This window comes from Hymenobacter sediminicola, from assembly GCF_014250515.1.
Taxonomy (GTDB): Bacteria; Bacteroidota; Bacteroidia; order Cytophagales; family Hymenobacteraceae; genus Hymenobacter; species Hymenobacter sediminicola.
The window spans coordinates 3,427,559-3,447,297 of the sequence record NZ_CP060202.1 but is presented as its reverse complement, the minus strand read 5'-3'; the positions used below and the strand labels follow the sequence as shown (position 1 = coordinate 3,447,297).

At 54.8% G+C, this 19,739-nt stretch carries 16 protein-coding genes; 3 read left to right on the top strand and 13 right to left on the bottom strand.

Annotated elements, in window-relative coordinates; translation table 11 throughout:
* Positions 1-175 precede the first annotated feature (175 nt).
* The 5 genes from H4317_RS14730 to H4317_RS14710 all read right to left on the bottom strand — a co-directional run bounded on the left by H4317_RS14730 (position 176) and on the right by H4317_RS14710 (position 6,620).
* The gene (locus tag H4317_RS14730; RefSeq protein WP_185887331.1) at positions 176-1,207 is read right to left on the bottom strand and encodes a hypothetical protein; all 1,032 of its coding nucleotides are present in this window, start codon (positions 1,205-1,207) and stop codon (positions 176-178) included.
* A 257-nt stretch (positions 1,208-1,464) separates the two neighbouring features.
* Entirely contained in the window at positions 1,465-3,612 is a 2,148-nt protein-coding gene (locus H4317_RS14725) for a carboxy terminal-processing peptidase (protein ID WP_185887330.1), read from the bottom strand.
* A gap of 320 nt (positions 3,613-3,932) precedes the next feature.
* On the bottom strand, positions 3,933-4,763 hold the full coding sequence (locus tag H4317_RS19485; protein ID WP_349772181.1) for a hypothetical protein: 831 nt from the start codon (positions 4,761-4,763) through the stop codon (positions 3,933-3,935).
* Between the two features lie 177 nt (positions 4,764-4,940).
* On the bottom strand, positions 4,941-5,372 hold the full coding sequence (locus H4317_RS14715; protein WP_260625688.1) for a hypothetical protein: 432 nt from the start codon (positions 5,370-5,372) through the stop codon (positions 4,941-4,943).
* A gap of 57 nt (positions 5,373-5,429) precedes the next feature.
* Positions 5,430-6,620: a proline dehydrogenase family protein gene (locus tag H4317_RS14710; RefSeq protein ID WP_185887329.1), complete on the bottom strand. Its 1,191-nt coding sequence runs from the start codon at positions 6,618-6,620 to the stop codon at positions 5,430-5,432.
* Positions 6,621-6,787: 167 nt separating this feature from the next.
* Between H4317_RS14710 and H4317_RS14705 the strand changes: the two genes are divergently transcribed.
* Positions 6,788-7,885 (top strand): chorismate mutase, encoded by a 1,098-nt coding sequence (locus tag H4317_RS14705; RefSeq protein ID WP_185887328.1) that lies wholly within the window; start codon positions 6,788-6,790, stop codon positions 7,883-7,885.
* A gap of 5 nt (positions 7,886-7,890) precedes the next feature.
* Here H4317_RS14705 and H4317_RS14700 read toward each other — a convergent pair whose 3' ends face one another.
* Together H4317_RS14700 and H4317_RS14695 are read right to left on the bottom strand one after the other, a co-directional pair.
* On the bottom strand, positions 7,891-8,373 hold the full coding sequence (locus H4317_RS14700) for a hypothetical protein (RefSeq protein WP_185887327.1): 483 nt from the start codon (positions 8,371-8,373) through the stop codon (positions 7,891-7,893).
* Positions 8,374-8,864: 491 nt separating this feature from the next.
* Positions 8,865-9,140, bottom strand: a complete 276-nt coding sequence (locus H4317_RS14695) for a hypothetical protein (protein ID WP_185887326.1) — start codon at positions 9,138-9,140, stop codon at positions 8,865-8,867.
* Between the two features lie 358 nt (positions 9,141-9,498).
* Here H4317_RS14695 and aroB point away from each other — a divergent pair, with 358 nt between their 5' ends.
* Together aroB and H4317_RS14685 are read left to right on the top strand one after the other, a co-directional pair.
* Complete coding sequence (gene aroB / locus H4317_RS14690) at positions 9,499-10,488, top strand: 3-dehydroquinate synthase (RefSeq protein WP_260625687.1); 990 nt, start codon at positions 9,499-9,501, stop codon at positions 10,486-10,488.
* Between the two features lie 60 nt (positions 10,489-10,548).
* Entirely contained in the window at positions 10,549-11,814 is a 1,266-nt protein-coding gene (locus H4317_RS14685) for a 3-phosphoshikimate 1-carboxyvinyltransferase (RefSeq protein WP_260625686.1), read from the top strand.
* A 7-nt stretch (positions 11,815-11,821) separates the two neighbouring features.
* Here H4317_RS14685 and H4317_RS14680 read toward each other — a convergent pair whose 3' ends face one another.
* The 6 genes from H4317_RS14680 to H4317_RS14655 form a co-directional block, all read right to left on the bottom strand.
* The gene (locus H4317_RS14680; RefSeq protein WP_260625685.1) at positions 11,822-12,631 is read right to left on the bottom strand and encodes an ABC transporter substrate-binding protein; all 810 of its coding nucleotides are present in this window, start codon (positions 12,629-12,631) and stop codon (positions 11,822-11,824) included.
* Between the two features lie 11 nt (positions 12,632-12,642).
* Positions 12,643-13,521, bottom strand: a complete 879-nt coding sequence (locus tag H4317_RS14675) for a glycosyltransferase family protein (RefSeq protein WP_185887324.1) — start codon at positions 13,519-13,521, stop codon at positions 12,643-12,645.
* Positions 13,522-13,579: 58 nt separating this feature from the next.
* Positions 13,580-14,650, bottom strand: coding sequence for a M42 family metallopeptidase (locus tag H4317_RS14670; protein WP_185887323.1), 1,071 nt, complete (start codon positions 14,648-14,650; stop codon positions 13,580-13,582).
* A gap of 15 nt (positions 14,651-14,665) precedes the next feature.
* Positions 14,666-14,944, bottom strand: a complete 279-nt coding sequence (locus H4317_RS14665; protein ID WP_185887322.1) for a hypothetical protein — start codon at positions 14,942-14,944, stop codon at positions 14,666-14,668.
* 10 nt (positions 14,945-14,954) lie between these two features.
* Positions 14,955-16,523: an acyl-CoA carboxylase subunit beta gene (locus H4317_RS14660; protein WP_185887321.1), complete on the bottom strand. Its 1,569-nt coding sequence runs from the start codon at positions 16,521-16,523 to the stop codon at positions 14,955-14,957.
* A 533-nt stretch (positions 16,524-17,056) separates the two neighbouring features.
* On the bottom strand, positions 17,057-19,678 hold the full coding sequence (locus tag H4317_RS14655) for an ATP-dependent Clp protease ATP-binding subunit (protein ID WP_185887320.1): 2,622 nt from the start codon (positions 19,676-19,678) through the stop codon (positions 17,057-17,059).
* Positions 19,679-19,739 lie beyond the last annotated feature (61 nt).

The window sequence follows — 19,739 nt, the reverse complement described above, 5'->3', positions numbered from 1 at the left end:
CACACGGGGCCGGAAAAGTCAAGCCACAAAAGTAGTGCGGCCTGGACACTTATTCGCATAAACCCGCAAAGAGTCGGATAGTTGGCGGCGGGTACAAGCAAAAAGAGCCGCCCCAGCAGGGCGGCTCTTACGTGTATATGAAGTAGGATCTAACTGTAATCAGTAACTAAGGGTATTAGGCCGCAATACCCATCTGCGGCATCGGCGCTTCACCGGTGATGGTCGGCTGCACTCGGGTGCGCAGGCGGTCCTCCACGAAGCTATGCTGCAAGTGCTTTGGCAGCTCGGCCACTAGTTGCTGGTAGCGCTCCAAGCCCATAGCCTTGGCTACGTAGGTTTCATGGATGCCATTGAGGTAGCTCACGATATTGAGCAGCGACTGGTGGAAGAGCTTGAAGTCGATTTCAGCCTCAATGAAACGCTCAATCTCCCGGCTGGTCTGCGAAATGCGCAGGCGGCCCAGCAAATCGAAGATGGTGGTGTAGCCGAGGCGCCACGTAATCTGCTGCCAATGTGAAGCCGTCCATTTGTCGAGCACCTTGCCGGTTTTCTGGCTGCGTAGCGCTGTGTTCGGGTTGGCCTGAATCTGCTGGCGGGTAGTCGTGGCTTTTAGCTTGCGCGTAGTGCGCAGGAACTGCCCGATCTGAGCCTGGGCGTCGATTTCTTTGCCCGCAATGTGCAAGCCTGCTTTGTAGCCCGCCAGCGGCAGCCGATGAATGCTAAAGTCGCCGTAGGCGCCAGCGGCATAGAACGCAACCGGGCGTGGGTACGCATTGCGCACTACCAGACGACCCACCTCCCGGCGAACCAGCGAAGGGTTGTTGCCGCGCACGCCGGCCGTGTACAGGAATGCCTGCAACCCGGCCATAATAGTATGATAGGCCTGCGGGAAAGTCCAATGCAACGCGTTGCGCAGGTAATCTTCGTCGCCTAGCTCAGCGGTAGAGCGTAGCGCATACTCTGTGCTCCAGCAAGCATGCAGCAGCTTCGTTACAGCCGTCAGGTCCGTATCAGTCAACTCTGCCTGATGCGCGCGGAAGAAGGGGAGGTGCTGCAGGCCACCGGCTGCGTCGTCACCTTCCTGGATGTGGTAGTTGATGGCAAAGAAGTAGTTGAGAAACACCTGCGCCGGAATAGACTTGCGCCAGGTATCATCAGCTAGCTTCTGCTGCTCGTCCGTAACGAGCGGAATAATCGGGGTTTCCATGTCTTGCATCGTCATATCAGTTCAACGCCCTAAAGTAGTGATTAGTTCTGTATTTGCTAAAAATATTGGTATGATGTTATTGGTTTATAATCACTGATTATAAGATTATTGTGAATGTAAAATCAATAATTTGAGTAGTTGAAAGTATGGTCTATTTGCTAAAGGAAAATAATGTTCGCAGAATGCTAGCAGTGGGCGCAAAAAAAGCGCCTGCAGCATAGGCTGCAGGCGCTTTCATGGTACTCTTTATGGATGGCTTACATCTGGTCTTTTACTACCGACACAGCCTCACGAAGTGTGATATCCTTGTTCAGGGTTTTGGTGAAGCGCGAGGCACGGTTCACTTCTACCGTATCGGTACCCAGTGCCTTCAGGTCGATGCTTAAAGGAGCAATAGCCAAGGGTTGGGCTGATTTCTGCACGGCTTCGTATTTGTCCGACTCGGCTTTGTTCTGTTCCTGCTCGGTACGGTAAGCAGTCAGCTTCAACGATACCTTCGTTTCATCTTTGCGCTTGCGCATACGCTGCGCCAGTTCATTCACGAGACGGAAGCTAGGGCTGGCAGCAACACGAGCTTGGCTAGCAGTGCGCAGCTTATCGAAGGAAGGCGCCTGCGCCCACGAGCGGTAACGAGCCGGGCTGATTTCGTCCCATTTCAGTGCGTACTCCTGCTCTTTCTCGCCCTGGTCGAGGTAGCTGTATGCGTCTGGCAAGATGATGTCCGGAACTACGCCTTTGAACTGGGTCGAACCGCCATTGATACGGTAGAATTTCTGGGTTGTGAGCTTGAGCGAGCCGAACGGTTTGATGCTGTTGAACTCAGCCGGCAGGGCATCGTCGAGGTCAAAAATGCGCTGCACGGTGCCTTTGCCGTACGTGCTGGCAGCACCCATCACCACGCCACGCTTATAGTCCTGGATAGCGGCAGCCAGAATTTCGGAAGCGGAGGCACTGTACTTATTCACAAGCACCACCAGCGGACCGCTGTATTGCACGCGCGGGTCACGGTCGTTGAGGACACTGGCGGCACCCTGGCTACCTTTTACCTGCACTACTGGGCCGCTATCAATGAACAGACCCGCCATTTCTACAGCATCCTGTAGGGAGCCACCACCATTGAAGCGAAGGTCAAGCACTACTCCTTGTACATTCTCCTGCTTGAGTTTCTCCAGCTCTTTCTTCACGTCTTCCGCTGAGCTGCGGCCACCGTTGTCGTTGAAGTCAGCATAGAAAGTAGGCAGCTTGATGTAGCCGATTTTCTTTCCTGCCTCATTGATAGTAGCCGACTGTGCGAAGGTCTCTTTAATCACTACCACGTCGCGGATGATAGGGATGATCTTCGTGCTGTTGTCAGGCTTGCGCACCGTCAGGCGTACTTCCGTGCCCTTTTTGCCACGGATCAAGGTAATGGCTTTGTCCAAGCGCCAGCCCTCTACCGAAACAGGCTCTTCAGCTGCCTGTGCTACACGCAGGATAATGTCGCCGGCTTTCAATCCACCTTGGCGGTAGGAAGCTGAGCCTGGCACAATGTCCGCGACTTTGATATTACCGTCTTTTTCCTGCAGCGTAGCCCCAATGCCTTCGAAGCGGCCCGTCATGGCAATATCGAAGCTCTCTTTGTCACGGGGCGCGAAGTACTCCGTGTGCGGATCGTAAGTATTGGCAATGGTATTGGCATACATGGCCAATCGGTCATTGGCATCGTTCTGCAGCAGATCGTTGAACTGGTCATCGAAGTACTTCAGCACCCGCTTGCGCGCTTCAATTTCCATTTCAGCAGGGGTACGCGTTGGCTCAGAAGTGGTAGTAGCCGAAGGAGTTACGGAAGTCGAAGCCAACGGCTTGTCCTTCTTCTTCGCTTGCGCGTCCATCATTTCTGAAATACGCACCAGAGTCTGATACTTCAGAAATTTGCGCCATTCTTCGCGCTGTGCGGCCTTATCAGCCGCGTACACCATCTTGTCGGGCTCAGTCTCAAACGATTCCTCAGTAGTGAAATCAAATGGTTTGGCCAGAAGGTCGCGGTATAGCACCTGCACATCTTTGATACGCTGGTCGAGCACCACGTTCGTCTGGTCCATGAACTCATGAGTACCGCGTTTCACCTGATCATCAATGTCCGTCTGAAACTTGCGCAACTGAGTAACATCTGAGGCTAGCAGAAACTTCTTGTTCGAGTCTACACGCTTCAGGTATAAGTCGAAAACACGCTTAGAGAATGTATCGTCGAGCTTTTCGGGCTGGTAGTGGGCAGCAGTAAGGCCTTGAAGCATGGCCTGGATCAGTACAGCGTCCTTTTCGGGGGTGCGTGCATCGCCACGGCGGTACAGCTTATAAGATGCCAGCACGAATACGGCCAGCACCACCGCGGCATACAAGCCTATCTTGATTCTGGGGAAAGACATGGAAAGTCGGGTGAAATGGAGGAAAATCAAATGTACACAAAAGCCGTTCTGAACCCGTACGGCTAGGTAGAGGCCCTGGTTCTACTATAAAACCCCGAATGGCATCTATTAAGTGCCATACTGCTGAGCAAGACCTCTGGCAGAAAGGCGCTAATCCGATAGACGGAGTTGCATGGGTTTCTGCTATAATATCCTGCTAAAAACCGGGCCAGATTTGTAGGCATGCCAAGTTTTCCTTTTGAAATTTTTGGCTTGGACCAGTATACAAAAAAAGGCCCTCCCCGATTAGGGAAGGGCCTTTTTACTTAAGCACCTCTAGCTTAGTAGCGGCGTACTTTGTCGCCGTTGTTACGACGGAATTCTTCTTCGAAGTAACGGGCGTCTTCTTCGTTACGAGGACGTACACCCATCACGATACCGCCGTTTTTAACGTCGTTTTCGTACTCAACAGCGTGCTCCTCTGGGATACCCGAACCTACCAGTGCGCCTACTAGACCACCCGTGAGGCCACCGGCACCAGCGCCAGCCAAAGCAGCTGCCAGCGGACCAGCAATTACGAGGCCCAGGCCTGGGAGTGCAACCGAAGTACCGATAGCGGCAATAGCACCAATTACGGCACCTGCTGTGCCACCAATGGCTGAGCCTACACCAGCACCTTCCATGGCCTTATCGCCCAAGTCAGTGTCGACAGTGTTTTCACCGAAATGCTTCTTGCGAGTCTCGTCCGACATCAACAGGTTCACGTCGTCTTTAGAATAACCACGCGACGACAGCGACGTGTAGGCTTTCTCAGCGCTGTCACGGTCACGGAACATGCCGGTCGTGTAGCTGCTGCCCGAACCGTAGGTAGTGTTGCTACCTGTTACAGCGCGAGCTGCATCACCAGCGGCGTTTTGAACGGCATCTACACCGGAACCTACTACTGCACCAGCAGTGCCAGCTACTGCAGCACCTTTCTGAGTGGCGCTGTAGTCATGATGTGCGCTATCATCGTTACCGATGCTTGAGTTGCCAGTGCTAGAATTACCCATATTGCCGCTAGAGGTAGAGCCGCTGCCCGTGCCGTAGCCGGAGCCAGCAGAGCCAGTGCCATAGTTAGCACCTGAGCCAGTACCTGAATTCAGCGGGTTGTTCGAATCGTTAGTGTTCATGAGTGGGAGAGTTAATTTGAAAAAAGAAGGAAAGTAAATCCGGCACAGGAGTAGGTGGAGTTGCGCCTGGATCTGCAGTACTAAACGCGACCTGTTGTGTGGGGTTACACAAAAAATTCGGGCCAGGTCAATATTTCTCTTTCCTTATTTCTTACTGTTCAGCTCTATCCAATCAGTCTACTTTTGCCCAAACTGTTCGAAATTCCGCTCGTCCTGCCAGAACGCGCGGCATTCTCGGCGCATATTTTTCAGGAAGTCTTCCTGCTGTTTGAGGGTACGCCATTCTCCTAAACCGAGACGTTCGCACAGCTTGTAAAAATTGTCGCCCTGTCCTTTGGAGCCTTCTACCTTAACTAGGCAACTGATGATAGGGCGGCCGGCAGCAAATTCTTGTTCAGAAATTTCTGCCAGCAACTCATTGAGCCGGCTTTTTTCGTGGGAGATTTCCAGATTAAGCCCTAGTTCAGCTTCCTGCACTAAGTTTAGGTAGCTGACAGTACCTACCTGGTGGCGGGCAAAGCGGATCAAATGGCTGCGAATTCGGCCGAACATGGTGGTTGGTGTGGAGTACAGGAGCGGAAAATAGGAAAAAAAAGTCCGCTGCTTCACATTTTGTGAAGCAGCGGCCCTTGCTACCCAAAACCGTACCAACTGAATAGAATTATACTAGCGGCTCTGGCGGCGGCGTATCTCTTTCTGAATGAGCAGGAACTCTCGGCTACTCTGGCCGGCAATGGCAGTATTTTCATCGGCCCGCCGTAGCAAATAAGGCATTACTGCATCAACGGGACCGTAGGGTACATACTTGGCTGTGTTGTAGCCCGCATAAGCTAGGTTATAACTCAGGTTGTCGCTCATGCCATACAGCTGCGCAAACCAGATGCGAGGGTCGCCGGGTTGTAGGTCATGCTCCTGCATCAGTTCCGTCAGGAGGCGGGAACTAGCCTCATTGTGAGTGCCGGCACAAATGCTGATGCGTTCTACGTGGGCTACGCAGTAGCGCAAGGCTTCATCGTACAAGTCATCGGTGGCCTGCTTGCTGGGGTTGATTGGATTGGGGTAGCCACGCTGGGCTGCTACGCGCGCCTCTTTCTCCATATATGCACCCCGCACAAGCTTGCCACCCAGGAAATATCCCTCCTTCTTTGCATCGGCGTAGGCCTCCTTAATTGCCTCAAGACGGTCTTGGCGGTAAAGCTGGTAGGTGTTCCAGACAATGGCCGATTCGCGGTTATACTTGCGCATCATTTCGTAGGCCAGATTGTCGATGGTTTCCTGAAACCAGCTTTCTTCAGCATCCACAAACACCCGCACACCATATTGATGAGCGCGCTGGCAAATAGCGTCTACGCGGGCGTGAGCCCGCTCGTAACTGGCCTGCTCAGTAACCGTCAGATGCTTGCCTGCCTGCACTTTCTCCAGCAGCGCACTGTCAGCTAGCCCGGTTACTTTAAATACCGAAAACGGAATGTGGGTAGAGCGGTGAGCCAGATCAATAGTGGCCAGAATTTCGTCGCGGGTGTGGTCGAAGCTTTTGTCGCTGCCCTCACCTTCCACCGAATAATCCAGAATGGTGCCTATCTGGTAACGGCCTAGTTCCCCGATAACAGGAATGCACTCTTGGATGGTCTCGCCTCCGCAAAACTGACTGAAAATTGACTTCTTAATCAGGAATTTGGTGCCGGGTAGCTGCCACTTCAGAGCGGTTTTCATGAGGCCCCCACCAGTTTTTACCAGCACGTTGTTGTTCATGGCAGCAAACAGCGCGTACATCTTCCGCAGTTCGGCATCAGATTTAGAGGCGAAGGCTACGGCTGTATCGTCGAAGGAGATGGGTGGGGCTTGGGTTGTGGGCATCAGATAGTAGCTTTGGGCGGGTGGTTTGGAAAGGCAAATATAACCGTTAAACAACGGTTGAACGGGCCTGGTTACTTCGGCGGCCAGCTACTGCCAACGTAGTTTCGTCAGGTTTCATTCCGCTTTGCCGCCGTTTCAGCCCTTTCGTTTTCTTCTCTACCGCTCCTATGAACGCCCTGCCCGCCACTGATACTTTTTTCACCCGTCGCCTCGCCGCAAAAGGTAATCCACTGTTGATTGCGGGGCCTTGCTCTGCCGAAACAGAAGAGCAGGTGATGACCACCGCGCGGGGGCTACAAGCGCTGGGCAACATAGACCTGTTTCGGGCAGGCATCTGGAAGCCTCGCACCCGCCCTGGCTCTTTTGAGGGAATGGGCAGTGTAGCGTTGCCCTGGCTACAGCGCGTAACAACTGAAACTGGCCTGCCTACGGCCATTGAGGTAGCAACGCCTCGCCACGTTGAGGAAGCATTGGCTCACGGTATTAATGTTCTCTGGATAGGTGCTCGCACAACTGTAAATCCGTTTGCGGTGCAGGAGCTGGCCGATGCGCTAGCCGGTACTGGCGTGCCGGTGATGGTGAAAAACCCCGTAAATCCCGATGTAGCGCTGTGGGCCGGTGCATTGGAGCGGCTGGAGCGAGCAGGTATCACCGATCTGGCGGCTATACACCGTGGCTTTAGCACATTTGCTCCTTCCCGGTACCGCAATGCGCCTACCTGGATGCTGCCCATCGAACTGAAAACGCGCTTCCCGCACATTCCGCTTATCTGCGACCCCAGTCACATCGGGGGGCGTCGCGACCTACTATTACCTATCGCCCAAAAAGCCCTAGATCTGGACTATGATGGGCTGATGATTGAAACACATCCGAACCCCGACCGTGCCCTCTCGGATGCCGAGCAGCAAGTAACACCTCAGCGCTTAGGCGAGATACTAAGCGAGTTGAAATACCGCTACCGGTCGTCTAATAACGCGGAATACCTCAACAAAGCGGAAGAGCTGCGCCACAAGATGGATGTGGCAGACCGCGAAATTATTGAGGCGCTTGCCCGCCGTATGGCCCTAGTAGGGGAGCTGGCCGAGTACAAGAAGGAGAATAATGTGAAGATTCTGCAGCTGGACCGTTGGAACGACATCTTCACGTCGCGGCCCGAATGGGCGAAGCGGGCTGGTGTAAACGAAAAGTTTGTAGCGGAGCTCTACAAGCTGATTCATGTAGAGAGCATTCGGCGGCAAACTGAGATTATGCAACGGCCCGAATAGGACAGCTATTCCTCGTGCCAAGTGTAGGATTCGTAGTAGCCACCATCTACGCAGGCATCTTCCCCAATCAGGGACAGTGTGCGGCCAGCAGGTGTACTCTCCACCGTATAAGATTTTCGCTCGTTATTAGGCACCTGTGGCTCGGGAGTAAACGTGACTAGGGAAAACACCGGCTGTGGAGTGCCACACCGGGGGAAAGTGCCGGTGGATAGCTGATACGAAATCTGGCTTTGAACCTGCCCGTTGTGGCGGATAGTGAGCTGCCCATCGGCCCCGAAAACGAGTTGGCGTGAAAACCCCGTTGTAGTTGGCGAAACAACCGGCCCTTCGGTTACATTTCGCTCCCATTCCCAATAGCCCTGATCTTGCGCCAGCACATCGAAGTTGGCAGGTAGGTTGCCCGGCTCTGTGGGACGGCAGCACAAAGCTGCCATGTTGGTCAGGCAGATTACGGCAAGAAACGTAGCGGAGGTAAAGCGTTTTAGCATGCGAGTAGCCATTTGTAGTTGCTATTAATTTGCCCGCACATAGGAGCTGCTGCAGCCATCGGCGGTTTCCTCTGATAGGGTCAGCGTGTTGTTCTGGATTCTGAACCGAAGCTCCCGATTGTCGAAGCTGATGTAATCCGCCGTTTCCTGACCTAGGGCTGAATAATGGCGGGTAAGTGTGTAAGTGGTATTAGACTGCAGAACCCCGTTCCGGTAGAGTTGCGCCCTTCCTGTGAAGTCCAGCAACAATACTTCGGTGTAACCAGTGGTAGCAGGAGAGCTAGCACCGCTCCAGCCACAAAAGCTGCTCTTCCACTCCCAGCTACCTCGCAGATCTGCTCGGCTAGGAGCCGCTTCTTCTTTTTTACAGCCGCTACTCAGGCAGCAGAGCAATACTAGCGCAGGCAGAAGTCGGGTTGGTTGCATAGGGAAGCATAGATATACAGTAGGAGTTGCATACAATGCAGAAAGTTGCAGACAAAGGCGAAAAACTACAGCGGCCGTGGCATGACAGTAGAAACAGCATTATCGGATGGGAGCCGGGTATAGCTGTGGCGGGCAGCTTTGCCGCGCATTTCCTGCAAATACAAGGTATTGCCAGCTACAGAATAGTACTGGCTGCCTTCATAGCCACGATAAAGAATGACGTGGCGGCCCGACCGACGGAACCCACCCCGGAAGTGCCGTACGGTAAAAGCGGCGGCACTTGTCAGGTTGCCATCCTGGTAGAAGCGCGCCCGACCACGCCGGTCAAATTCTACAATCATTTGATGGCCTGTGTTGGTTGGGGTAAGAACCGCTTCACTACCGCCAGATGTCTGCTGCCACTCCCATCGACCAACTAGCTGTTGCTCCATCGGCGGCATAGCATCCCGGCTACAAGCACTTGAAAACAAGCATACTGCCAGTGCCGCAACCAGCAAAATTCGAGTAGTAGAAAATAGCATAATCTAATAGGTTGTAAGTTTCGTTCTGATGATCAGAATTGCTCCCTTAAAGTTGCATCACAGCAAGCTATTTTTGTACTTTACCTGGGAGGGTAGTTGAAATTAATTTTCTTAAAGCAAGTTTAAGTTGAATAAAACCCTGTCTATTGGAGCAAATGCCTTGCCAGGATTAGGCGAAATGCTGCGTCAGCCTGCCATCAGTCAAGTATTTGTGCTGACCGATGCCAATACCGGCCGACTCTGCTATCCTCTGCTACTGCCTTACCTTCCCAGTGACCATACTGTCATCGAGCTGCCGGCAGGGGAGGAAGCAAAAACGCTGGCGTCCTGCGAAACTGTTTGGAGTGAATTGACGGAGCGCCGGGCCGACCGGCATGCGGTACTGGTAAACCTGGGTGGCGGCGTACTTACCGATTTGGGCGGGTTTTGCGCCGCGCTGTATAAGCGTGGCATCCGCTTTATGCAGGTGCCTACTACTTTGCTGGCACAGGTAGATGCCAGTGTAGGTGGCAAAACCGGTATTGATTTTCTGGGGTTCAAGAACCACTTGGGCGTATTTCAAGAGCCGGCGGGTGTGTTTATCGATCCACGGTTTCTACATACCCTGGATCCACGCCAGCTCAAATCCGGGTATGCCGAAGTCGTGAAGCACAGCCTGATTGCCGATGCCGAAGCTTTCCAGGTGCAGCGCCGCACGGGCATGCTCCTGGAAGACTGGACCAGTACAATTGAAGCGTCGGTGGCTTTGAAAACGGAAATAGTGGCGCAGGATCCACTGGAGGCTGGCCCGCGCAAGCTCCTGAATTTCGGCCATACCGTGGGGCATGCCCTGGAAAGCTACCTGCTTACGCAGTCGGGCCGCGAAATCCTGCACGGCGAAGCTGTGGCGGCCGGGATGATGTGCGAGGCTTGGCTATCGGTGCAGAAAGGCCTGTTAAGCACCGAAGAGCTGGACCAGATTGAAACGTTTCTGTTTTCGGTATTTGATAAGGTGCAGTTTGTCTCATTAGAAACCGAGGCCATTGCGGAATACGCGTGGCAGGACAAGAAGAATGCAGGCTCCATCATCAACTGTACTCTATTACACAGCATCGGGCGTGGTGTGTACGACCAGCCCATCACGATACAGGAGCTAGCGGACTCGCTGCGCTATTACCACCGGCTGTAGGTACGCGTTGATCAGCTTCAGCCGCCAGTACATTGTTTAATAACGGCCAAAACGAATGATTTGGCCCACAGATTCATTGCCATCAACTCTTTCCTCTCGCTCAACTGGGCTAACGGCCCTCTGCGAGGCACGGCTCAACTGCCCGCCTCCAAAAGTGAAAGCAACCGCGCCCTGATTCTACAGGCACTGGCCGGGGGCGGCACGCTCAGCAACCTGTCTGATGCTAACGACACGCAGCTTATGCAGCGCCTATTGTCAGACCCCGCCGCTGCGGAGGTTGACGCCGAGGATGCTGGCACTGTAATGCGCTTCCTGACGGCTTATCTGGCTATAACCAACCGCCATGCCCTGCTCACGGGTACCGCCCGGATGCAGGAGCGGCCCATAGGCATTCTCGTGGACGCCCTTCGCCAGCTCGGCGCTGAAATAGAGTATGCTGGTCAAGATGGGTATCCGCCATTGCGGCTGCGTGGCTGGCACTATACTGAAACCTCTTCCGAAGCAGAAGAAATGGCTGAATTGACCGTACGCGGCGACATCAGCAGCCAGTACATATCCGCGCTGCTGATGATAGGAACCACGCTTCCGCACGGACTGCGCCTGCACCTGACGGGCAAAGTTGGCTCGCGTCCCTATATCCGGATGACGCTGGCCTTAATGCAGCATTTCGGCGGCAACTGCCGCGACCTGGGCACGGTGGTAGAAGCTCGCCCCGGCCAATATCAGCCTACCGACTATACAATTGAATCGGACTGGTCGGCGGCGAGCTATTGGTATACTATGGTGGCGCTGGCGCCTGCTGGCTCTTGGATCCAACTGCCTGGGCTGCGCCGCTATTCCTGGCAAGGAGACCAAGCCATTGTAAGCATAATGGAGAAGCTGGGCGTAACTACTGAGTACCTCACCGACGGCGTGCGCCTCATGCAGACTGCAGTTACCGAGCCGTTCACGCAGGACTTCACTGACTGCCCTGACCTGGCCCAAACTGTGGCCGTAGTAGCCGCTGCCCTGCAGGTGCCCGTGCTGATGACTGGCCTGGAAAGCCTGCGCATCAAGGAAACAGACCGGATTTTTGCCCTCCAGACCGAATTGGCCAATTTCGGCGCGTTCCTGACAGAGGAGAGCGAAGGCCACTTCCGTGTGAGTACCGACAACTTTCATGTGAGCGGCCAGACCGTGGCCACCTACCACGACCACCGCATGGCTATGGCCTTCGCGCCACTCGCACTGCGCGGGCCACTTACCATCGAGGCTCCGCAGGTAGTGCGTAAGTCTTATCCACAATTTTGGGCTGAGCTGGAAAAAGCTGGCTTCAGTGTGGAATAGCCTATACTTAGGCTGGTGAGGAGTTCAACTTCTGAAAGTAGGCCGCTGACAACCGCAGCCTGCTGCCGTACCAACTGAACAGCTCTCCATCCACGATGCGCACTACTGCCGCCGGGCAGAGCGACTGGAATTCGGCCAAGTGTTTTTCCTGAAACGGATAAGGCTCTGAGGAAAGCAGGATTTGGTGAGGGGCAGCCTGTTGCAGCTGTTCAGGCGTTATTTCGGGGTAGCGAGGCAGATTCCCGAATACGTTACGGAAACCGGCAAGCCGGAGCATTTCATCAATAAAAGTGCCTGTGCCGGCTACCATATAAGGCTTGCGCCAGATGAAATACGCGGCCGGCACCAGCGCGGCAAGTTGAGGCAACTGTGCGAATGAAGCTGAAATGTCGGTGGCTAATGCCTCGGCCGCTTCCTTGCCGCCACCAATAAACCCCACGCGCCGAATCATGTCCAGCGCCTCGGGCAGGTTGCTGATGTCGCTCATCCAGACCGGATAGTGCGCCGCCAACTGCTCAATGCCTTGCTGGTAGTTTTCTTCTTTATTGCCGATAATCAGATCGGGTTTCAGCGCCGCTATCTTCTCGAAATCGAAATTCTTGGTGCCGCCCACAATAGTAGCCTGCTGCCGGGCTTCCGCCGGATGAATGCAGAACTTCGTGACGCCTACCACCAGCTTGCCCAGGCCCAACTCATACAGCAGTTCCGTCTGAGACGGTACCAACGACACGATACGGCGCGGCGGAAATGGCACGGCCACACGCCGGCCCATCTGGTCCGTGACGGTGAGCGGTGGAAATAGGGGCGGAGGCTGCATGTTGCTCGGCGTTACACGAGCCGGAAGTTGCGGAATTCGAAGAACCGCCTGCCCGTCAGCTTCTCTACCCAGTACAAAAAGCGGTATTTGGGCTTGTCGAAACGCTTTTTGCGCACATCAATGTCTACCTGCCAATTCTGCCGGGCTACGCGGTCCTGCATTACGGCTGGGTGCGTGCCAGTGAAGCGTTCCAATGAGTCGTAATCGTCGAAGCTGAAGGCAGCACGGGCGGCCAGTGGGTGGTCTTCGGGCCGCTGGTCGCCGTTCCAGAATTGGTCCAGGTGACGCATTTTGGCTATCATCTGCTCTGGGTTTTTCACCCAGCCATAATGGTATACGGCCGCATTGGCAGGTTTCACACGCAGCTTTTCGCCGTTGCTACGTCGAAAGCCCTGCGCGTCCTTATAGGAATGAATATCCGCATCGTTGCGGATGATGCGGACCTCGCGGGAGTACCAGCGCCGGCTGTCCCCGATATAGTCGTAGGTGCCGTAGAAGTGGGTGTAGTTGAATAACAATCCTTCCACACGCTTATCAGAAACGTGCTGCTCGGTCGCCTGCCGGATGGCCGCGTGATATTGCTCGTGCACTACCTCATCGGCCTGGATGTAGAAAGCCCAGTCGGCGTCGGGGCTAATCTGGCGGAAGGCTTTGTCGGTTTCCACAGCCAGTACGGTGCCATTGGTTTTCAGGGCCGGGTCCCATACCGAATGCACAATGCGAATTTTGGGCGAGCCAATGGCCCGGATCAGCCCCTCCGTATCATCCTCACTATCCCCGACACTCACCACCATTTCATCCACGACCGGCAAGATGGAGCGGATAGCTTCCACCACGGGATAGTCGTTGATAACGGCGTTGCGAATAATGGTGAAGCCGGAAATTTTCATGGATCTGCCTTAAAAAAGACTGCCCTCCTGAGCCGTACTCAGGAGGGCAGGTGTAGCGTTAGCTGAAGTAGCGGAAGTCATGCCCGTCCTCGATACGGAGCAGGGTCTCGTAAATAAGTTTGGTCACGCTATCCACATCGTCTTTGTGAACGGTTTCCACGGTGGTGTGCATGTATTTGAGCGGCAGCGAAATCAAAGCCGCTGCCACGCCGGCGCCGGAGTAAGCAAAGGCATCGGTGTCGGTGCCAGTGGCGCGGGTAGCAGCGGCCCGCTGGAACGGAATTTCAGCCTTTTGCGCTGTTTCGATGATCAGGTCGCGTAGGTTGTTCTGCACGGCCGGGCCATAGGTAATCACGGGGCCTTTGCCGCAGAAAATGTCGCCTGAAGTCTTCTTCTCGTACATCGGCGACTGAGTGTCGTGGGTCACGTCCGTGATGATGGCTACGTCCGGATTGATGCGGTGCGCTACCATCTCGGCGCCGCGCAACCCGATTTCCTCCTGCACAGCATTCACGATGTATAAGCCGAAAGGAAGCGTCTTGCCGTTTTCTTTCAGCATCCGAGCCACCTCGGCAATCATGAAACCACCCACGCGGTTGTCGAGGGCGCGGCCTACGTAAAACTTGTCGTTCATCACCATGAACTCGTCTTCGAATGTGACGACGGAGCCCACGTGAATGCCCATCTGCTCTACTTCCTCCTTGCTGGAAGCGCCACAGTCGAGGAAAACAGTTTCGATGGTAGGCGCTTTGTCCTGCTCTACTTTGCGCACATGGATAGCAGGCCAGCCAAACACGGCCTTCACAATGCCCTTGGCTGTGTGAATGTTTACGCGTTTACTGGGCGCCACCAATGGGTCGGAGCCGCCGTTGCGGCGCAGATACAGAAAGCCTGACTCCGTAATGAAGTTGACGAAGTAGCTGATTTCATCAGCGTGGGCCTCAATTACAACTTTGTACTTAGCCTCCGGATTGATAACGCCAACCACCGTGCCGTAGGTATCCACGAAATACTCATCGATGTACGGCCGGATATAGTCTAGCCAGATCTTTTGGCCCTCTTTCTCGAAACCAGTCGGAGAAGGATTGTTGAGGTATTTCTGAAGAAAATCGAATGATTCTGGACGCATACGCGAGGAAAAATTTTAGTAAATCGACTTACTGGCCAACATACGAAGCGCCAACCCAATCAGGATGCCGAGGCTGCCACCCAGCAGGCAATAGCGGCTGGCTTTCTGGGGAGTAGTATTGGCGTCCGGATTATCGAGAGCATGCAGGTCGCCACTCAGCAACGAACCAAGTGTAAGGAGTAGCCACAGCACGCCTAATAGCCACCGCCCCACCCGGAACCGCAACAGCACCCCCACCACCAGGGCCACAATACCCAAGCCGAGTAGAATACTGCCGGTGGTATGCCAATTCATGAACTGAGGCTTATAGCGGAATGTTGCCGTGCTTCTTACGAGGCAGCGTGTCCACTTTGTTTTCGAGCATCTTGAACGCCCGAATCAGCTTCTGGCGCGTCTGCGAGGGCAGAATTACTTCATCCACGAAGCCCCGGTGCGCGGCACGATACGGCGTGGCAAATTTCTGCTGGTACTCGTCTACTTTCTCTTGCAGCTTAGCTTCCGGGTTTTCGGCCTGGGCTATTTCGCGCTTGAAGATGATTTCGGCGGCACCTTTTGCACCCATTACCGCAATTTCGGCAGTAGGCCAAGCGTAGTTCATGTCGGCCCCAATGTGCTTGCTGTTCATCACGTCATACGCCCCGCCGTAAGCTTTGCGTGTGATGACAGTGATGCGCGGCACGGTAGCTTCGCAGAAGGCGTAGAGCAGCTTGGCGCCGTTCGTGATGATGCCGCGCCACTCCTGGTCGGTGCCGGGCAGGAAGCCAGGCACATCTTCCAGCACCAGCAGCGGAATGTTGAATGAGTCGCAGAACCGCACGAACCGGGCCGCTTTGGTAGACGCGTTGATGTCGAGCACGCCCGCCAGCACTGCCGGCTGATTGCCTACGATACCGATGCTGCGGCCACCCAGACGGGCAAATCCGACCACAATATTCTCGGCGAAGTTCTGGTGTACTTCCAGGAAGGAGCCGGCATCAATGATGCCTTCAATCACCTCCCGCATGTCGTAAGGCTGGTTCGGGTTTTCAGGGATGATGGTGTCCAGTACCGCGCGGCTTTCGTCTTGTCCAGCTTCGTAAGGTACTGCCGGGGCAGTTTCCTCACAGTTCTGGGGCATGTAGCTTAGCAGCTGCTTGAGGTGGTTGATGCAGGCTACTTCGTTGGCGCACGAAAAGTGCGTGACGCCGCTCTTGGCCGAGTGCGTACTGGCGCCGCCCAATTCCTCGCTAGTCACGTTTTCGTGGGTCACGGTTTTCACCACGTTCGGTCCAGTCACGAACATATAGCTCGTGTCTTCCACCATCAGGATGAAATCGGTGATGGCCGGCGAATACACCGCGCCGCCTGCGCACGGCCCCATAATGGCCGACAGTTGCGGCACCACGCCAGAGGCCAGCGTATTCTTATAGAAGATATCCGCGTAGCCACCGAGGCTCACGACGCCTTCCTGAATCCGTGCCCCGCCCGAGTCGTTCAGGCCGAGTACGGGTGCACCGTTCTTCATGGCCAAGTCCATGATTTTCACGATTTTCTCGGCGTGCGTTTCGCTCAGCGAGCCGCCAAACACCGTGAAATCCTGCGAAAACGCGTACACCAGCCGGCCGTTTACCGTGCCGTAGCCCGTTACTACTCCGTCGCCGAGATAATACTCTTTGTCCAGACCGAAGTCTTTGGAGCGGTGCATCACAAATTTGCCGATTTCCTCAAATGAGCCTTCATCGAACAGCAAATCAATCCGCTCCCGGGCCGTTAGCTTGCCTTTTTTGTGCTGGGCATCAATGCGGGCCTGGCCGCCGCCGAGCAGGGCCTCCTGGTTTTTGCGGTCGAGAATTTCGAGTTTGCTTAGTTGAGCGTCAGCGTGCGGGTCGGACATGCGGGGTGGGCTTGAGGAAAGTCGATGTAGCTACTTAGATCAGTGCGCCAAAGGTAACGCACGGGTAAAGAAAAGCCGCACCAGAATTGTGGTGCGGCTGGGCATTACTTGGAGGCGTATCTTGGCTAGTAAAATAAGCAGCAATGACATTAGTTGAATTTGAGCGGGAGGTGGTGGCTTATCTGCTTAACTACTCTAAACAGTACGCAATTACTCCTGCTAGCTTAGCTGCCTGTTCAGTTACAGGCTACGAGTACACAGGAAGCGGGTACTTCATTGAGTTTACCAAAAGTGACTTGTTGCTTGAAGACAAGACGTGGCACGAGCCTGTAGTTTTTGGTCGGAATGAGGACGTAGAAGTAGGGTTTCTTCTATACACTTATGATAACTCTATAACGCTGGAGTGTCACAGTTGGGGTGAGGCAGACGTGCCAGTAAATATCCGAGAAATGAGTCTGGATGTAACTCTTCAATAACAAAACCAGCCGGCTCCCTCACAGGAACCGGCCGGTTTCATTTAGTAGTCAGGCAGCTTACTCGCCTTTCTTCTTGGTATCCTTCGGCTCGTCGTCCGTTGGCTCTGGAGCTTCCTCTGGACGCTCGTCGCTGGCAAGGTTCTGTGGCTCGCCGCTCTTGCTCACAGCGAAAGTCAGTTCCTCCGCTTCCGGCGTATAATCGGCCGTGATGACGTCACCTTGGGCAATTTCCGCCTTCAGGATTTCCTCGGCAATCGGGTCTTCGATATACTTCTGGATGGCCCGGTTCAGCGGACGCGCGCCGTATTTGGGGTCGTAGCCTTTCTCGGCTACGAAGTCCTTGGCGGCATCGGTCAGTTCTACGCGGTAGCCCAGCGTCTGGATACGGCCCAGCAGCTTGGCCAAGCTGATGTCGATAATCTTGTGGATATCCGACTTCTCCAGCGAGTTGAACACGATAACATCATCCAAGCGGTTCAGGAACTCAGGCGAGAAGGTCTTGCGCAGGGCATTGGTGATGGTGCCCTTCGTCAGCTCGTCCATGTTCTCCTGGCGGGCCTTAGTGCCGAAACCGATACCGGCGCCGAAATCAGCCAAGTCACGCGCCCCAATGTTCGAGGTCATGATGATGATGGTGTTGCGGAAGTCCACTTTGCGGCCCAGGCCGTCGGTCAGGATACCGTCGTCGAGCACCTGCAGGAGCAGGTTGTACACGTCGGGGTGAGCCTTCTCAATCTCATCGAGCAGGATAACCGAGTACGGTTTGCGGCGGATTTTCTCCGTCAGCTGGCCGCCCTCTTCGTAGCCCACGTAGCCGGGAGGCGCGCCCACGAGGCGCGATACGCTGAACTTCTCCATGTATTCCGACATGTCAATCCGCACGAGCGAATCCTCCTTGTCGAAGAGGTAGGTGGCCAACACCTTAGCCAGCTCCGTCTTACCTACACCAGTTGGGCCGAGGAACACGAATGAGCCGATAGGCTTCTTCGGGTCCTTCAAGCCAACGCGGGTACGCTGGATGGCCTTCACCAGTTGCTTGATAGCCTTGTCCTGCCCGATTACGCGACCCTGCAACTCCTCGCCCATTTTCAGGAGCTTGGCGCTTTCGTTCTGGGCCACGCGCGACACCGGAATGCCGGTCATCATGGCAATAACTTCAGCCACGTTCTCCTCCTTCACGGTGTAGCGCTTCTTCTTGGTCTCCTCTTCCCAGTCCTTCTTGGCCTGCTCGAGTTGATCAATTAGCTTCTTCTCCGTGTCGCGGAGCTTGGCGGCTTCCTCGTACTTCTGGCTTTTCACCACGCGGTTTTTCTCCGTCTTGATATTCTCAATCTGCTCTTCGAGCTTGAGAATATCCTCGGGAACCACAATGTTGTTGATGTGCACGCGGGCACCGGCCTCGTCAAGAATGTCGATGGCCTTGTCCGGTAGGAACCGGTCGGACATGTAGCGGTCCGACAGCTTTACGCAGGCCTCAATGGCCTTATCAGTGTACACTACGTGGTGATGGTCCTGGTACTTGTCCTTGATGTTGTGCAGGATTTCGATGGTTTCCTCAGGCGTGGTGGGGTCCACCATCACCATCTGGAAACGACGGGCAAGGGCACCATCTTTCTCGATGTACTGGCGGTACTCGTCAAGAGTAGTCGCGCCAATGCATTGGATTTCGCCACGGGCCAGAGCCGGCTTGAACATGTTGGAGGCATCCAGCGAGCCAGAAGCACCGCCGGCACCCACAATCGTGTGGAGCTCATCGATGAACAGAATCACGTCGGGCGACTTTTCCAACTCGTTCATTACGGCCTTCATGCGCTCCTCGAACTGGCCGCGGTACTTGGTGCCGGCTACCAACGACGCGAGGTCGAGCGTGACTACCCGTTTGCCGAACAGCACGCGCGACACCTTCTTCTGGATGATGCGCAGGGCAAGGCCTTCGGCAATGGCCGTCTTGCCCACGCCGGGCTCACCGATGAGAATGGGGTTGTTCTTCTTGCGGCGGCTCAGGATTTGGGCTACACGCTCAATTTCCTTTTCGCGGCCCACAATGGGGTCGAGTTTGTCTTCCTCGGCCAGCTTGGTCAGGTCGCGGCCGAAGTTGTCTAGCACTGGGGTGCGGGACTTTTCGGTGCCCTTCTTGGGTGTAGCGCCGGCACCGGCACCGCCGCGGCCTGCACCACCCCCGAAGAGGCGGTCATTGTCGTCGTCGTCGGCTTCGGGGCCGCTGGTAGGGTTGTTCGCCGTGTTACCGTGGTAGTCCAGCGAATCGCGCACAGATTCGTAGTTCACGTTGAATTTGCTGAGAATTTGAGACGAAATGTTGTCTTCATCGCGCAGAATCGAGAGGAGCAGGTGCTCCGTTCCGATAATTTCGCTCTTGAAGATTTTGGCTTCGAGATAGGTAATCTTGAGGACTTTCTCGGTTTGTTTCGTCAGCGGGATGGAGCCAGTAATGCTCGTGCCCTGCGTGGCCGTGTTGCGGGTGGCTTGCTCGAGGGCGTATTTAAGCTCGTCCACGGATACGCCCAATTTCTTGAGCAGACCGATGGCCGTGCCTTCCCCTTCGCGAATCATGCCCAACAACAGGTGTTCGGTGCCGATATAGTCGTGCCCGAGCCGGATGGCCTCTTCCCGGCTCAGGGAGATGACCTCCTTGACTCGATTTGAGAATTTAGCTTCCATGCAGATAAGGTAGTGAAGAAAAACGGTACCCCGCAAACAGGCTGAAGGCCTCAGCAGCGGG

Excerpts from the sequence above, each read along its gene's own strand:
- H4317_RS14730 (WP_185887331.1), bottom strand. The coding sequence starts at position 1,207 with ATGGAAACCCCGATTATTCCGCTCGTTACGGACGAGCAGCAGAAGCTA.
- H4317_RS14725 (WP_185887330.1), bottom strand. The coding sequence starts at position 3,612 with ATGTCTTTCCCCAGAATCAAGATAGGCTTGTATGCCGCGGTGGTGCTG.
- H4317_RS19485 (WP_349772181.1), bottom strand. The coding sequence starts at position 4,763 with ATGAACACTAACGATTCGAACAACCCGCTGAATTCAGGTACTGGCTCA.
- H4317_RS14710 (WP_185887329.1), bottom strand. The coding sequence starts at position 6,620 with ATGCCCACAACCCAAGCCCCACCCATCTCCTTCGACGATACAGCCGTA.
- H4317_RS14705 (WP_185887328.1), top strand. The coding sequence starts at position 6,788 with ATGAACGCCCTGCCCGCCACTGATACTTTTTTCACCCGTCGCCTCGCC.
- H4317_RS14700 (WP_185887327.1), bottom strand. The coding sequence starts at position 8,373 with ATGCTAAAACGCTTTACCTCCGCTACGTTTCTTGCCGTAATCTGCCTG.
- H4317_RS14695 (WP_185887326.1), bottom strand. The coding sequence starts at position 9,140 with ATGATTGTAGAATTTGACCGGCGTGGTCGGGCGCGCTTCTACCAGGAT.
- aroB (WP_260625687.1), top strand. The coding sequence starts at position 9,499 with ATGCTGCGTCAGCCTGCCATCAGTCAAGTATTTGTGCTGACCGATGCC.
- H4317_RS14680 (WP_260625685.1), bottom strand. The coding sequence starts at position 12,631 with ATGCAGCCTCCGCCCCTATTTCCACCGCTCACCGTCACGGACCAGATG.
- H4317_RS14675 (WP_185887324.1), bottom strand. The coding sequence starts at position 13,521 with ATGAAAATTTCCGGCTTCACCATTATTCGCAACGCCGTTATCAACGAC.
- H4317_RS14670 (WP_185887323.1), bottom strand. The coding sequence starts at position 14,650 with ATGCGTCCAGAATCATTCGATTTTCTTCAGAAATACCTCAACAATCCT.
- H4317_RS14665 (WP_185887322.1), bottom strand. The coding sequence starts at position 14,944 with ATGAATTGGCATACCACCGGCAGTATTCTACTCGGCTTGGGTATTGTG.
- H4317_RS14660 (WP_185887321.1), bottom strand. The coding sequence starts at position 16,523 with ATGTCCGACCCGCACGCTGACGCTCAACTAAGCAAACTCGAAATTCTC.
- H4317_RS14655 (WP_185887320.1), bottom strand. The coding sequence starts at position 19,678 with ATGGAAGCTAAATTCTCAAATCGAGTCAAGGAGGTCATCTCCCTGAGC.